Genomic DNA, 14,794 nt, shown 5'->3' on the forward strand with positions numbered 1-14,794 from the left:
CGTTTGATTCATCGTGCCGACGCCGGCAGTTTGATAGGGGCCAGCGTGCTGATCGCCGCCACACGGCGTCAGTGAACGAACCCCCAACACCTCGAGATCGACGTGCCTCAGCGGGATCGATAACCGCGAATACCACTATCGGAAGGAGTGTTTCATGAATCCGTTTTCGTTATCTGGAAACGTTGCCATGGTCACGGGCTGCAACAAGGGGCTCGGTCAGGCCATGGCAATCGCATTGGCCAATGCCGGGGCCGATGTCGTCGGTGTCAGCCGCAGCGAAGCGGATGAGACTCGCCAGGCCATCGAGGCGCAGGGGCAGCGTTTTCATGGCATACATGCCGAACTGGGAAACGACGCCCCGAGCGATATCGTGGCACAGGCCGTCAATCAGGCGGGGCAACTGGATATCCTCATCAACAATGCCGGGACGATTCGGCGTGCACCGGCGTTGGAATTCACGGAAGACGACTGGGATGCCGTCATCGACGTCAACCTCAAGGCCGCCTTCTTCCTGTCTCAGCAAGTGGCACGCCACCTCGTCGAACGCCAACGTGGTGGCAAGATCGTCAATATCGCCTCGGTACTCTCCTTCCAGGGAGGGATTCGTGTGCCTTCCTACACGTCCAGCAAGAGCGGCATTCTTGGCCTGACGCGGCTGCTGGCCAATGAGTGGGCGCCGTACGGTATCAACGTCAACGCCATCGCCCCGGGCTATATGGCGACTGATAATACCCAGGCCCTACGTGACGATCCCGACCGCAGCGCTGACATCCTCGGGCGCATTCCGGCCGGACGCTGGGGAACCCCGGATGATCTCGCTGGCGCCGTCATCTTTCTGTGCTCGAATGCCGCCAATTATGTACATGGCCATGCGTTGGCTGTGGATGGCGGATGGCTGGCGCGTTGAACCCCGCGAACGATGCACCGGCATCGGCGCGCGAACCGGATGGCGTAACAGGCTCCCCGGGCCAGGGTTCATCTAGCTGTCATGTTGTTGCCCTAATTTAGATAAGCCATTGCTCAGGCAATGCGACAACACCCCCGGCAACTTCGTGACCAGTTGTCCCGGCGTCGGGACGCTGGCAACGAGCAACAAGGAGTACGCCATGATTCGCTTCCCCACCTCGGCATTGGCCTTGGGCGTCGCCTGTGCCTCACTCTCGCTCTCATCGCATGCTGCCACCGAAATCGAATGGTGGCACGCCATGGGCGGGGAACTGGGCAACAAGGTCGATGAGATCGCAGAGGCGTTCAATGCCAGCCAGTCAGACTATGAGATCCAGCCTTCTTTCCGTGGTGACTATAGCGAAACCATGACCAGTGCGATTGCCGCTTTCCGCGCCGGTGAAGCGCCGGCCATCGTACAGATATTCGAGGTCGGCACGGCCACGATGATGGCGGCGGAAGGCGCCACCTACCCGGTCCATGAATTGATGGCCGATCACGGCGCAGACTTTGATCCGGATGCCTATCTACCGGCAGTCACGGGATATTACACCAGCAACGATGGCGATATGTTGTCCTTGCCTTTCAATTCATCCACCCCTGTCGTCTATGCCAATCGCGACATTCTGGACGCAGCGGGAGTCGAAGACGTTCCCGACACCTGGGAAGCGTTGGGTGAAGCATTGAGTCAGGTCGTCGATTCCGGTGCGGCAGAATGCGGCATGACAACCACTTGGCCTTCATGGATTCAGCTCGAGAACTTTTCAGCACGACACGACATTCCCTTCGCCAGCCACCAGAACGGGTTCGGCGGCATGAATGCCCGCTTACAGATCAACGAAACCGCTGCCGTCGACCACATCCAGCGCCTGAATGACTGGCAGGAAGATGACCGCTTTCGTTACGACGGCCGTTTCGATGAAGCCGCTCCCGCTTTCTATACCGGGCGTTGTGCACTCTTGATGGCCTCGTCCGCAACGCTTGCCGGCGTTCGCGCCAACGCCGAGGACTTCGAGTTTTCCGTGGAACGCCTACCCTATTCGTCCGAGGTGATCGACGAACCACAAAACTCCATCATCGGCGGTGCCTCGCTATGGGTCACACAAGGCAAGAGTGACGAGGTCTACGAAGGCGTCGCCGAATTCTTCAGCTACCTGTCATCACCGGAAGTGCAGGCAGACTGGCATCAGTTCAGCGGTTATCTACCGATCACCGAAGCCGCCTATGAATTGAGCCAGGAACAGAACTTCTATGAAGACAATCCCGGCACCGACGTCAGCATCAAGCAGATGACCAGCGTCGAACCGACCGAGAACTCCAAGGGCATTCGTCTGGGCAACATGATACAGATCCGCGACGTGGTCGAAGAAGAACTCGAAACCATCTTCAACGGCAATGTGGATGTCCAGGAAGGCATGGATAACGCCGTCGAGCGTAGCAACGACCTGCTTGAACGCTTTCAGCGCTCCAATTCCTGATATCAGCGGTGCAGGGCCGGGCCGTTGGCCCGGCGTCAACACCATGACAACGTCATGATTCCGTTATTCATCCCTTTGCGTCGTTAGGTATCCATGGCTACATTCCAACGCCATCGTTTCACCCCCTGGATTCTACTGGCACCTCAGCTTGCCATCATTGCCATTTTCTTTTTCTGGCCGGCTGCCCAAGCCATCGTCCAGGCATTCTATATTGAAGATCCTTTCGGTCTCGGCCGTGAATTCGTCGGGTTCGAGAACTTCAGCCGAGTGCTGACCTCCGGCGAGTATCTTCGCGCCATGGGCGTCACCGCCTTGTTCAGCGCCACCGTCGCACTGGGTGCCATGGGATTGGCACTGTTGCTTGCCGTACAAGCCGACCGCGTCATTCATGGCGCCAGTGGCTACAAGACACTGCTGATATGGCCATATGCCGTCGCCCCTGCAGTTGCCGGGGTACTGTGGATGTTCATGTTCGATCCCAACCTCGGCCTGCTCAGTGCCGGACTGGAAAGCCTGGGAATCGGCTGGAACCACCGTGTCAACGGCGGACAAGCCATGCTGTTGGTGATTCTGGCATCGATCTGGAAGCAGATGAGCTACAACTTCGTCTTTTTCCTGGCCGGCTTGCAGTCGATACCCAAAAGCCTGCTGGAAGCGGCTGCGATTGATGGCGCCGGCCCCTGGCGGCGTTTCTGGACCATTACGTTTCCCCTGCTCTCCCCCACGACCTTCTTCTTGTTAGTGATGAACAGCGTCTATGTCTTCTTCGAAACCTTCGGCACTATCGATGCCACCACTGGCGGCGGTCCCGGTGGCGCGACGCGCACCCTCGTCTACAAAGTCTATGAAGATGGCTTCGAGGGCTATGATCTAGGGTTGAGCGCCGCCCAGTCGGTCATTCTCCTGGTGTTGGTCGGTCTATTGACTCTGCTGCAATTCCGCTACATCGAACGTAAGGTTCAATACTGAAAAGGTCGTCTCAATGCGCTACCGCCGCCCAGGACTCGACATTACCAGTCACACGCTCCTGATACTCTGTGTGATCGTGTTTTTCCTGCCCGTGTGGATGGCCATCGTCGCTGCCACCCATACTCAATCATCGCTGTATACGGGGACCGCTCCGCTATGGTTCGGCAGCGAAGGGCTGGGCAATTTCCTGGCCGTACTCAGTGACCCGGTCAGTCGACTCGGCACGGATGCCACCCGGTTGCTGCTCAATTCCACGATCATGGCGTTGGGTATCGCCGTAGGCAAGATCACGATTGCCATTCTGGCTGCCTATGCCATCGTATTCTTTCGTTTTCCAATGCGCATGCTGTGTTTCTGGGCCATTTTCATCACCCTGATGTTGCCGGTGGAAGTTCGCATCATGCCCACCTACAAGGTGGTCGCCGACCTCGGCATGCTGAACTCCTACTCGGGCTTGATACTGCCCCTGATCGCCAGCGCCACGGCGACGTTCCTGTTTCGGCAATTCTATCTCACCGTACCGCCGGAACTGCTCGAAGCCGCTCGCGTCGACGGCGCCGGTCCCTGGCGTTTCCTGCGCGACATCCTGTTGCCATTGTCGAAGACCAATATCGCCGCGTTGTTCGTGATCATGTTCCTCTACGGCTGGAACCAATACCTATGGCCCTTGTTGATCACCACGGAATCCGACTACATGACGGTCGTCATCAGTCTCAAGCGAATGCTGACCTCGGCAGACAACCTTGTGCCGTGGCATACCGTCACCGCCACTACGCTACTGGCCATGCTCCCTCCCATCATCGTTATCGTGCTGATGCAGCGCTATTTCGTGAAGGGATTGGTCGACACCGAGAAATAAGCGAGACTCCATGGCAACACTACGACTCGATGGATTGAAAAAGACCTACCCCAACGGCTTCGTCGCCCTGCACGGCCTGGACCTGACCATCGACGATGGCGAGTTGCTGGTCGTCGTCGGACCATCCGGCTGTGGCAAATCCACGCTACTGCGTATGCTTGCCGGACTGGAAGACATTACCGAGGGCAGCCTCTATATCGGCGAGAAGCGGGTCAATGAACTGGAACCCGTCGAGCGCGATATTGCAATGGTCTTCCAGAATTACGCGCTCTATCCACACATGAGCGTAGCCGGCAACATGGAATATGCACTCAAGAATCGAGGTATCCCCAAGGAGGAGCGACGCCGCAAGGTCGAGGAAACGGCGCGGTTGATCGGCCTTCAGGACCTGCTCGACCGGCGCCCGCGTCAGCTGTCCGGCGGCCAGCGACAACGGGTCGCCATGGGACGAGCCATCGTTCGAGAGCCCCAGGTTTTCCTCTTCGATGAACCGCTGTCCAACCTCGACGCCAAGTTGCGGGTACAAATGCGTCTGGAAATACGTCGGCTGCAAAAACGTCTGGGAGTGACAGCCGTCTACGTCACTCACGACCAGGTCGAAGCCATGACACTCGCCGATCGTTTGATCGTGATGAACGAAGGCCGAATCGAACAACTCGGGACTCCCATGACACTGTACGAGCAACCGGCGTCCACGTTCGTGGCCGGTTTCATTGGTTCGCCCGCCATGAATTTCCTGAATGCCAACGCTGACGGTGATACGCTGACACTGCCTTGCGGCAGTCAATTGACCTCCCCGGTCGACGTACATGGTGACATCACGCTGGGTATCCGACCGGAGCATCTGGTACCCGTCGAGGAATCTCCCCAGGCGTTGACGGTTCAGGTCGAACTCGTCGAACCACTGGGCGCCGATACGCTGGCCTACGCGACACTGGCAGGTCAGACGGAACCATTGGTCGTGCGGTTCGATGGTGTACGACGTCTCAATGAGGGCGATCGACTGTGGCTTGCCCCCGATCGAGAACGACTGCATGTGTTTGATCCCGACCATGGCCATCGCTTGACCACGACGGAGACTTCCACGACATCATGATGCTGCGCGACTCCACATTACCTTACACCGTAGCGCATCGCGGCTTGTCCGCTCACGCCCCGGAAAACACCCTCGCAGCAGTTCGTGCCGCTCATCGCAGCGGCTGCCAATGGGTGGAACTCGACGTACAACTGCTGGGAGACGGCACGCCGGTCATCTGGCACGACGCCGGCGTGCGACGCTGCTCCAATCGCCGCGGCAAGTTATTCAAGTTCGACCGCGAAACCGCCAAGACCCTCGATGTCGGCGCCTGGTTTCATCCCCGCTTTGCCGGTGAGCGAATCGCCACCCTGGCGGAGATGCTCGGCCTGCTGAATGAGTTAGGCATGAGTGTCAACCTGGAACTCAAGGTCAACCGTGGCCGGGATCCCAAGATACTGACCGACACAGCACTGCCCATGGCCCTGGAAGCGCTACCCGCCAGTCGCTTGATCGTCTCATCCTTCAACCGCCAGGCACTCGAGAGCGCGCGTCGCTTGGAGTCCGATGGTCGCCGCCTGAGACTCGGCTTACTCTACGACCAGCCACCGAAAGAGTGGCGAGCTATCGCCGAACGTCTCAATGCCTACAGTCTTCATCTCGACTGGCGACGTTTGAAGGAGAAACGGGTGCAGGAAATCAAACAGGCAGGCTATCGGCTGCTCTGTTATACCGCCAACGACCCAATCGCCTTCACTCCCTGTTGGCAATGGGGGGCGGATGCCGTCATCAGTGACGACCCGGGCCTTTTCACCCACTATTTGCCGAGTACTGGATAACAGATGCCGCGTCGACTGGAGACCAGATCAGCTTGCCGGAACGAATACCCGACTGCCGTCGATCTCTGCCGACACCAGTGGCTGATCATAGAGTCGCTCCAGCGCATCGGGCACCAGCATGCGGGTCGCCGGTCCCCAGCAGGCCTCGCCATCCGGGTACAATAGCAACAGTTGGTCGCACCACAACGATTCGACCGCCCTGCGTTTGCATTGCACGCTCCCGTCATCCAATACGGAAATCACCGGTCGGCATTGGCATGATGCTTTATTGCTGCATATACTGTATTTATATACAGCAATAAAGAAGAGGCTGCCATGTCGCCGAACACACTGAAGCCGAGTCAAGCCCGCAAGGGACGCGGAGCGACATACGATCCCCACAACCGCTTCTCGCCGACCCATAGCGAAGCGATAGACGATGGCTGGTGGCAAGAAGCGGCCCCAACACGCCTCGCTACCGAAGTTCGCGAGGAAAAGGCCAAGAGCGCCCTGGCCTGGAATCGTTCTCCCGACCTGCCTTTCGACCGTTCTCTGAACCCCTACCGAGGTTGCGAGCATGGCTGTATCTATTGTTATGCACGCCCAAGCCACGCGTACTGGGACATGTCACCTGGGCTCGATTTCGAAACCCGTCTGATTGCCCGTACCGGCCTGGTCGATCAACTGCGTGAAGAGCTGTGTCGACCGGGGTATACGTGCCGTCCGATCAACCTGTCCGGCAACACCGACTGCTATCAGCCGATAGAAGCCGAACATCGCACGACACGCGCATTACTCGAACTGCTCCTGGAATGTCGGCACCCGGTTACCCTCGTCACCAAAAGCGCGTTGATCCTGCGTGATCTGGAGCTGCTCGCAACGATGGCGGAACACAATCTGGTGCGGGTATTCATCAGTCTCACCAGCCTCGATACCGAACTCAAGCGAACGCTGGAGCCCCGTACGGCCTCGCCCCAAGCACGCCTCAAGGTCATGCAAGAGCTGAATACTGCCGGTGTTCCCGTGGGAACGCTGATTTCCCCTGTCATACCCGGACTTACCGATGACGAACTCGAAGCCCTGTTGGAAGCAGCCAGCCGTGCCGGTGCACGCAGCGCAGCCTGGATGCTGCTGAGATTGCCGCGGGAAGTCGCTCCCCTGTTCGAAGACTGGCTGACACAGCACTATCCGCAACGTGCCGCCAAGGTAATGAGTCTGATGCGCCAGTGTCGTGGCGGAGACACCTACGACTCGCGGTTCGTCCATCGGATGCGCGGCCAGGGAGCGTTTGCCGATCTGCTGGCACAGCGCTTCACCAAGGCCAGTCGGCGGCTTGGTATGCACGAACGCGCCGACATGGGGTTAGATACCCGTGCATTTCGCCCACCTCGTGCTCAAGGGGACTTATTCAACTAGGCTATAGAGGCTCATCGTTGCCACCAAGGACGTGCCGATGCCAATTAGCAAGACCAAGTCGAGCTTCTATCGCCGCCTCTATGTCGCCCACTTGATCGATAGCGGTGTCGATAGTGTGCCAGCCATCACCGAGGTCACCGGTATGCCTCGACGCACAGCTCAGGACACCATCAATGCCCTGGCGGAGTTGGACATCGTCTGTGAATTCGAGCCTCAGCCGGGCGCACCGCACAATATCGGACGTTATGTCATCCGTGACTGGGGGGCCATCAACCCCCGCTGGATTACATTTCACATCGAGACGATCCGGCAGGCACTGGGTTATCCCTGAGTCGTCACTCCAGCGATGATCATTTCTGCAAAGTTTTATCTACTGCCAGTTCGCCATCTGTGACATATTTGGCTACGTTGACTTAGGAAGCACTAGGCCACCCGACGAGCCTGTTCAAGTGCAACGTAGACCGGAACCAGAGACATCAAGGGCTATCTGGAACAGCCAGGCAGTCATATCGTATTTCCCTGACGCGCATACGACACAGCACACAGTGACCATCATCACAACTCCTGTTAGACAACGATAAATAGCAAATAAACAACGATAAATAGCGAAGTAACTACCGACGCGGGGAACTCAGGAGTCGAAATGGAGTTTTGGCGCTTTGATGAGGTTGACCCTGAATTGGGCCCTCTCCTGGAAGGCGGCTATGACCCATTACTTGTCGCACTTTCCATTGCCATTGCCTGTTTTGCAGGCCTAACCAGCTTGATGCTTGCCGACCGCATGGTCGCATCGCGCTCCTTTGCGATCCGATTGTGGTGGCATATCGGCGGTGCAGTGACCATGGGCTGTGGTATCTGGGCCATGCATTTTACGGCGATGCTCGCCTTTTCCGTGCAAGGGCACGAGAACATGGAGTATACGTTAGGATTGACAGTGGTATCGCTGTTTCCAGCGATCCTCGGAAGTGGCGTGGCTCTGCATTTAATGGCGCACCCATCGCCACAAATGTTACGTCTTGTGCTGGGCGCACTGCTGATGGCGGCAGGCATCGGCAGTATGCACTACATCGGCATGGAAGCCATGCACATGCCCGGCCTGCGCTACGATGTTGCGTTCTTCATCCTTTCCATAATCGTCGCGTTCCTGCTGGCATTCGCCGCGCTGTATCTGCATTTCCGTGTACGCACCCTGGCAGAGTTCTCAGAGAATGGTCTGCGACTCGTTGCAGGTATTTTCATGGGCTTCGCAGTGGCCGGTATGCACTACACCGCCATGGGAGCGTCACGCTTCTATGATACCGCCATGACCATGACTCAGGCCCCGATACTTTCCAACGGTGCCATGGCAGCCACCATCGGTGGCTTCGCGGGTCTCATTCTTGGTCTCAGTCTGCTTGTCGCCTGGATCGACCGTCAGAAAGCGATCCAGCGTATGCTTGAACACATCGCCAATACCGATGCCTTGACCGGTCTACCCAACCGCACGCTATTCCGACAACGCTTGAGTACCGCGCTATCGCGCAGCCAACGCCAGCATAAGCGATTGGCCGTATTGTTCATGGACCTGAACGATTTCAAGACCATCAACGATAGCCTCGGACACACGGCAGGCGATCGAGTGCTTCAGGAATTTGCGCTCCGGCTCACCCAATTCATCCGCAAGGAAGATACGGCAGCGCGCTTTGCAGGCGACGAATTCATCGTGCTCATACAGGATCTGGAGCATCCCGACGAGGCAGCCAGAGCGGCAGAAAGGTTGTTACGCATCATGCAGCCTCCCATTGAGTTCGACAATTGGAAACTCCACGCCGACCCCAGTATCGGTATCAGCATGTATCCCGATGACAGCGTGCGCGCCGATGAGCTTATCCAACACGCCGATGCGGCTATGTATCGGGCCAAGAAAGAAGATCTTGGTTATCACTTCTTCGAAAAATCACTGACCGACCAGGCCATGCTCCAAGTTCGCCTGGGCAATGATTTGCGCGACGCCCTACGTCGGGAACAACTTCACCTCTGCTATCAGCCGCTGGTTGACCTGCGCACCGGCAAGTGGCTCGGTCTCGAGGCACTAGCACGCTGGCAGCACCCCCGGGAAGGCATGATATCGCCAGGTGTCTTCGTTCCGCTGGCCGAACGTACCGGCATGATCGCCGCCCTTGGCGAATGGGCACTACGGGAAGCCTGCCATCAGGGGCGCGTTTGGCTGGATGCCGGGTTGGAGTTCGGTCGTATCGCTGTCAATATCGCCGCGCCACAACTCATCCAACAAGGTTTCACGTCGCGGTTACACACGATCCTCAACGCAAGCGGGCTCCCTCCCGACTACCTCGAACTGGAAATTACCGAAACGTCTCTCATGCATTTCGACCACGACACCATCGAGCGACTGAGAGACATTCGGAACATGGGGGTGTCACTGGCCATCGACGATTTCGGTACCGGTTATTCGTCGCTCAGTTATCTCAAGGAATTACCGATCGATACACTGAAAATCGATCGTACCTTCATCCAGGGCGTGTTTGATGATGACCGTGATCAGGCCATCATCCGCGCCATCACCGGCGTAGGAGCCAGTCTGGGATTCACGATTCTTGCCGAGGGCATTGAAACGGAAGAGCAAAGCCAGGCCATGCTGAAACTGGATTGTCATCAAGGCCAGGGATTCATCTTTGCACCCCCGGCGACTGCCGCGGTCATCACCCAGGCCTTATCTCGAAACACACGTACATCGTTTCCCTCGTTCCAACCTGCGCCATGCGACACCAGACACCTGGTCTCCAATGCGTTGCGTCCCGGCCCGCACTTCGGTCTACCTTTGGGATGAGCATATTGTCTTAGCCGGCCCCTATGGCGATTCCGCCCAAGGCAGAGATCACGACAACGACCCAAGGTGACACTTTCCATACCGCCAGAAGCACGAAGGCGACCAGCGCCAACGCGAATTCAGAGGCGCTCACAATCGCCGTCGTCCAGACAGGCTCATACAGTGCCGCTCCCAGGATACCGACGACAGCAGCGTTGGTACCGCGCATCACCGCCTGCGCACCCGCCAGACGACGAAAGGCATTCCAGAACGGCATCACGCCAATCAACAACAACATGCCCGGTAGAAAGATTGCCACTAATGCGATCGCGGCTCCCGGGACACCAGCAGGCGGTGTCTGCATCATCGCGCCAAGATAGGCGGAGAAGGTGAACAGCGGCCCCGGTATTGCCTGCGCTGCCCCATAACCGCTGAGGAAAACATCCGAAGAGACCCAGCCGGACTGCACCACTTCCGCCTGAAGTAGTGGCAGAACGACATGTCCGCCACCGAAGACCAGGGCACCGGCACGATAGAAGGCATCCAGCAGAGAGAGTCCTTGGCTGGACGAAAAGAGCGCCAACAATGGCAACCCCGCCAGTAGACCGCCGAATACCGCCAGGGCCATGCCGCCTGCACGTTTGGTCACCGGAAAATGCAGCGTCTCGCCACCGGCGACATTATCATCACGGCAAAGCCACCATCCGACCAGGGCACCCATCAGAATCGCCGTTATCTGACCGCCGGGTCCACTCACCGTTATCACGATCAACACAGCCGCCAGTGCCATGGTCGCACGCCGACGATCGGGGCATAGATTCCTCGTCATCCCCCAGACCGCCTGGGCAACGATCGCCACTGCTACCACCTTCAAACCATGGACGATACCTCGACCTATCGCCCCCTCCATCAGTGACGCTCCCATGGCGAACAGCACCAGCACGATGGCCGATGGCAGAGTGAATGCCAGCCATGCCGCCGCAGCACCCAAGGGGCCGCCTCGCAACCACCCCAGAGCAAAACCTACCTGACTGCTCGCCGGGCCAGGCAGGAACTGACATAACGCCACCAGATCGGCATACGCGCTTTCATCCAACCACTGACGCCGAGTCACGAATTCGGCACGAAAATACCCCAGATGGGCGATCGGCCCACCGAAGGAAGTCAGCCCCAGTACCAGAAATGCCTTGAACACTTCCGTCACTCGATAGCTGGCCTGTTCACGCAACATGGGCGCCCCCTGATCGGTCCTGCTGCTATCCTGGTGTCGTTGGTAGAATGCGCCAAACTGACTCACTTCGATTACCATGCACGAATCATGTCACGTTCATGTTGCAATCATCAGGCATCCCATGACCGATATCATCACTTGGCTGGCCACCGGCTTTGGGTTAGGCAATACCTCGCTGCTTCCTGGAACACTCGGAGCACTTCCCGGATTATTGATTGCCTGGTGGATGCTGCGTTATTCGCGTCGAGTACAGTGGCTGACCGCCACGGCGCTGCTGATAGTCGCGATACCCATCTGCCACACCGCTTCCGAGACGCTGGGCGGCAAGGACGATAGCCGTATCGTCGCCGACGAGTTCATGGCATTCCCGGTCGTCCTGGCAGGTCAAAGTGCAGCGCGACAGCCTGTCGTGATGGTCGGTGCCTTTGCTCTGAGTCGTGTCCTCGACGGCCTCAAGCCGCCACCCGCCGCACGACTGGAAAACGTGGCGGGCGGTGTCGGCATCGTCCTCGACGATCTCAGCGCCAATCTCTATGCCTGGCTGATCGTGGCCACCGGACTGGCACTGTGGCGACGCCGCAGGGGCATCCCATTGAGATAGCCAAGATGACAGGACGCCCAGCGGGCTTTTCCGTGGGGGCCGACGATTACGTGACCAAGCCATTCGAAACCGCCGAAGTGCTGTTTCGTCTACGTGCCCTGGTGGCAGCCACGGCGATGAACGCAGTGCTGACGCACGACCGTCGTTTGATCGAACGCAGCCGCCATACCGCCGGCAATCTGGCTCATGCCCTCAAGACCCCCTTGAGCGTGATCCGATTGAACCTGCCCCAACTGCCCGAACCGCAACGCCAGTCGTTGCAAACCGAACTGACACGCATCGACGATGCCGTACGCCATCACCTCGCCCGCGCTTCGGCAGCCGGCGACGGGGCCTGGTTCGGTGCCATCGATGTCAACGACATCCTTACCCCGTTACTGGAGGGTCTGTCTCCCCTGGCCGAACGACGCGAACTGTCTCTCGACTGCCGCTTGCCGACCGAGCTGAGCCTGCACATGGACAGCCAGGACCTGCAGGAGATCATCGGCAACCTGCTCGACAACGCCCTGCGTTGGGCGCGACACGCGATCGAGCTTACCGACCGACGCGACGACGACCGTATCGTCTTCACCATCAGCGATGACGGTCCGGGAATGAATCAGGCCCAGCGCGATACCGCTATTACACGCGGCACTCGACTCGACGAACGGCGTTCCGGGTCGGGACTGGGGCTGGCGATCGTCGCCGATCTCGTCGCGCTCTACGGTGGCGAGCTCCGATTGGATCGTGCCAAGCTCGGAGGCCTGCAGGTACGGATCCGCCTACCCATGCTGGCCTCGCCGACTGCCTTGCATCAACGTTGACTGGTCAGCCTCTCCCTCGCCACTCACGCCAGACAATGATGGCAAGGGTCAGGGCGGTCAGCGGAATGGCGAAGTACATCAATGCCGTGCTGACTATCGGTAAAGCGTCATGACGAGACGCGGACAACACAAGGTAGGCGGTGTATGCCACATAATAAGCCAGCAGCACTGCCCCTTCGCCACGACTGATGGCACCGCCAGTGAAAAAGATTGGCAAGCAGGCGAATGCCACCACAATCATCACCGGTATATCGAAGTGCATCACTGCTGCCGAGATCTCGATACACGCGGGTGCCATCAGGCTCGCCAGACCCAACACGCCCATGATATTGAAGATATTGCTACCCACGACATTGCCCACGGCGATATCCCGTTCTCCACGAAGCGCGGCAATGATCGATGTCACGACCTCGGGGAGCGAGGTGCCGGCGGCGACGATCGTCAAGCCGATGACCATTTCGCTGATCCCCATGTACTGAGCAAAGGCCACAGCGCTGTCCACGAACCAGCGCGACCCCAGCACCAGCAACACCAGGCCCACCACGACCAGTGCCATGTTCTTTAACCAACCGAAACCGCCGGCAGCGCTGTCAACGAGCGCATTGGCATCTTCCTGTCGTTCCGCGGCACTCTCCTGACGGCTCGCGTAGATGAGAAAGGCAACATAGACCACCAGGCCCAGTAGCAGAATCACGCCATCGAGCCGGCTGAACTGTCCGTCGTACGCGAACACCAGCGTCAAGACCGACAGGCCGATCATCAAGGGGACATCCAGCCGCAGGAGTTTCTGCGCCACTACCAGTGGCACGATCAACGCCGACACTCCCAGGATGAAGAGCACATTGAAGATATTGCTGCCGACGACATTGCCCACGGCAATGTCAGCCTGACCAACCAAGGCCGATTTGGTGCTAACGGCCAGTTCGGGCGAACTGGTTCCGAACGCGACCACCGTCAACCCGATCACCAACGGCGAGATCCCCATCGCTCCCGCCATCCGCGAGGCCCCCCTGACGAGCGCCTCCGCACCAATGATCAGGAAAACCAACCCTACCACGAACAGAACCAACGCCATGCCCCACTCCCCACGCCGAGAACCGCCAGACTGGCACCGACCAGATGCGCGCATCATGTCACCAAGCGGACCGTACACAAAGGAAAATTTACCCCACCCCGCTGACAAGGATGACCCAGTGCGGCTCACTGGCGTAATCTGTTGTCATCGATACCGTTTTCTATTCGGGAGGCTCGATGAGCGATCGTGAAACGCGCCACAAGCGTTCGATGCAGAAACTGAAATCGCATGTCGATGACAGAGTGGCCAGTGCGACGGAGCAGCGCGGCTTGCTGATGGTGTTTACCGGTAACGGCAAGGGCAAGACCACGGCAGCGTGGGGTACGGTGACACGGGCGTTGGGATATGGCTATAAGGTCGGCGTGGTGCAGTTCATCAAAGGCGCGTGGGAGTGCGGCGAACGCGAGCGTCTGAGCGAGGACGATAACCTCGAAGTCCAGGTGATGGCGACCGGCTTTACCTGGGAGACCCAGAATCGCGCAAGCGATATCCAGGCTTGCCTGGAAGTCTGGCATGAAGCAGAGCGGATGCTCGCCGATCCGTCGGTTTACCTGGTGGTACTCGATGAAATCACCTATATGCTCAAATTCGGCTACCTGGATATCGAACGGGTCATGACCGCCTTGCAGCATCGCCCCATCGAACAGACGGTGATCATCACCGGGCGCAATGCCCACCGTGACCTGACGGATCGGGCGGATACCGTCACCGAGATGCAGGAAACCAGGCACGCCTTCAACAGCGGCATTCAGGCGCGTCGTGGCATCGATTATTGACC

The 14,794-nt window shown here is 58.4% G+C and carries 14 protein-coding genes and 1 pseudogene; 12 read left to right on the plus strand and 3 right to left on the minus strand.

What is annotated here, in order from left to right:
* Positions 1–154 precede the first annotated feature (154 nt).
* The 6 genes from kduD to FVV99_RS11775 all read left to right on the plus strand — a co-directional run bounded on the left by kduD (position 155) and on the right by FVV99_RS11775 (position 6,105).
* A complete protein-coding gene (gene kduD, locus FVV99_RS11750; protein WP_148254276.1) occupies positions 155–907 on the plus strand; it encodes a 2-dehydro-3-deoxy-D-gluconate 5-dehydrogenase KduD in 753 nt (250 codons plus the stop codon).
* Between the two features lie 199 nt (positions 908–1,106).
* Positions 1,107–2,423 carry a sn-glycerol-3-phosphate ABC transporter substrate-binding protein UgpB gene (ugpB, locus tag FVV99_RS11755; protein ID WP_148254277.1) on the plus strand — a complete coding sequence of 439 codons (1,317 nt, stop codon included), beginning with the start codon at positions 1,107–1,109 and terminating at the stop codon, positions 2,421–2,423.
* A 93-nt stretch (positions 2,424–2,516) separates the two neighbouring features.
* A complete protein-coding gene (gene ugpA, locus FVV99_RS11760) occupies positions 2,517–3,392 on the plus strand; it encodes a sn-glycerol-3-phosphate ABC transporter permease UgpA (protein ID WP_148254278.1) in 876 nt (291 codons plus the stop codon).
* A gap of 13 nt (positions 3,393–3,405) precedes the next feature.
* Positions 3,406–4,251, plus strand: coding sequence for a sn-glycerol-3-phosphate ABC transporter permease UgpE (ugpE, locus tag FVV99_RS11765; RefSeq protein WP_148254279.1), 846 nt, complete (start codon positions 3,406–3,408; stop codon positions 4,249–4,251).
* A gap of 10 nt (positions 4,252–4,261) precedes the next feature.
* Positions 4,262–5,347, plus strand: coding sequence for a sn-glycerol-3-phosphate import ATP-binding protein UgpC (locus FVV99_RS11770; protein ID WP_148254280.1), 1,086 nt, complete (start codon positions 4,262–4,264; stop codon positions 5,345–5,347).
* A complete protein-coding gene (locus FVV99_RS11775; RefSeq protein ID WP_148254281.1) occupies positions 5,344–6,105 on the plus strand; it encodes a glycerophosphoryl diester phosphodiesterase in 762 nt (253 codons plus the stop codon). Before FVV99_RS11770 ends, FVV99_RS11775 begins: the two co-directional genes overlap by 4 nt.
* A 27-nt stretch (positions 6,106–6,132) precedes the next feature.
* On the opposite strand, the pseudogene FVV99_RS11780 reads toward FVV99_RS11775, so the two are convergent.
* Positions 6,133–6,288 (minus strand): annotated as a pseudogene (locus tag FVV99_RS11780) (ABC transporter ATP-binding protein); the annotation flags it as partial.
* Positions 6,289–6,420: 132 nt separating this feature from the next.
* On the opposite strand from FVV99_RS11780, the gene FVV99_RS11785 reads away from it, so the two are divergent.
* The 3 genes from FVV99_RS11785 (at position 6,421) to FVV99_RS11795 (ending at position 10,327) form a co-directional block, all read left to right on the plus strand.
* The gene (locus FVV99_RS11785; RefSeq protein ID WP_148254282.1) at positions 6,421–7,500 is read left to right on the plus strand and encodes a PA0069 family radical SAM protein; all 1,080 of its coding nucleotides are present in this window, start codon (positions 6,421–6,423) and stop codon (positions 7,498–7,500) included.
* A gap of 37 nt (positions 7,501–7,537) precedes the next feature.
* The gene (locus FVV99_RS11790) at positions 7,538–7,831 is read left to right on the plus strand and encodes a winged helix-turn-helix domain-containing protein (RefSeq protein WP_148254283.1); all 294 of its coding nucleotides are present in this window, start codon (positions 7,538–7,540) and stop codon (positions 7,829–7,831) included.
* Positions 7,832–8,143: 312 nt separating this feature from the next.
* Positions 8,144–10,327 (plus strand): putative bifunctional diguanylate cyclase/phosphodiesterase, encoded by a 2,184-nt coding sequence (locus FVV99_RS11795; protein WP_148254284.1) that lies wholly within the window; start codon positions 8,144–8,146, stop codon positions 10,325–10,327.
* A 10-nt stretch (positions 10,328–10,337) separates the two neighbouring features.
* On the opposite strand, the gene chrA is transcribed toward FVV99_RS11795, so the two are convergent.
* Positions 10,338–11,537 (minus strand): chromate efflux transporter, encoded by a 1,200-nt coding sequence (chrA, locus tag FVV99_RS11800; protein ID WP_148254531.1) that lies wholly within the window; start codon positions 11,535–11,537, stop codon positions 10,338–10,340.
* Positions 11,538–11,658: 121 nt separating this feature from the next.
* Between chrA and FVV99_RS11805 the strand changes: the two genes are divergently transcribed.
* Together FVV99_RS11805 and FVV99_RS11810 are read left to right on the plus strand one after the other, a co-directional pair.
* On the plus strand, positions 11,659–12,138 hold the full coding sequence (locus FVV99_RS11805) for a phosphatidylglycerophosphatase A family protein (protein WP_148254285.1): 480 nt from the start codon (positions 11,659–11,661) through the stop codon (positions 12,136–12,138).
* 5 nt (positions 12,139–12,143) lie between these two features.
* Positions 12,144–12,941 (plus strand): ATP-binding protein, encoded by a 798-nt coding sequence (locus FVV99_RS11810; protein WP_148254286.1) that lies wholly within the window; start codon positions 12,144–12,146, stop codon positions 12,939–12,941.
* Positions 12,942–12,945: 4 nt separating this feature from the next.
* Here the strand turns inward: FVV99_RS11810 and FVV99_RS11815 are convergent, their stop codons facing one another.
* Positions 12,946–14,016, minus strand: coding sequence for a calcium/sodium antiporter (locus FVV99_RS11815; protein ID WP_148254287.1), 1,071 nt, complete (start codon positions 14,014–14,016; stop codon positions 12,946–12,948).
* A 176-nt stretch (positions 14,017–14,192) separates the two neighbouring features.
* Here FVV99_RS11815 and cobO point away from each other — a divergent pair, with 176 nt between their 5' ends.
* Positions 14,193–14,792, plus strand: coding sequence for a cob(I)yrinic acid a,c-diamide adenosyltransferase (cobO, locus tag FVV99_RS11820; protein ID WP_148254288.1), 600 nt, complete (start codon positions 14,193–14,195; stop codon positions 14,790–14,792).
* Positions 14,793–14,794 lie beyond the last annotated feature (2 nt).

Origin of the sequence: Aidingimonas lacisalsi, from assembly GCF_008079445.1 — a bacterium.
Lineage (GTDB): Bacteria > Pseudomonadota > Gammaproteobacteria > Pseudomonadales > Halomonadaceae > Aidingimonas > Aidingimonas lacisalsi.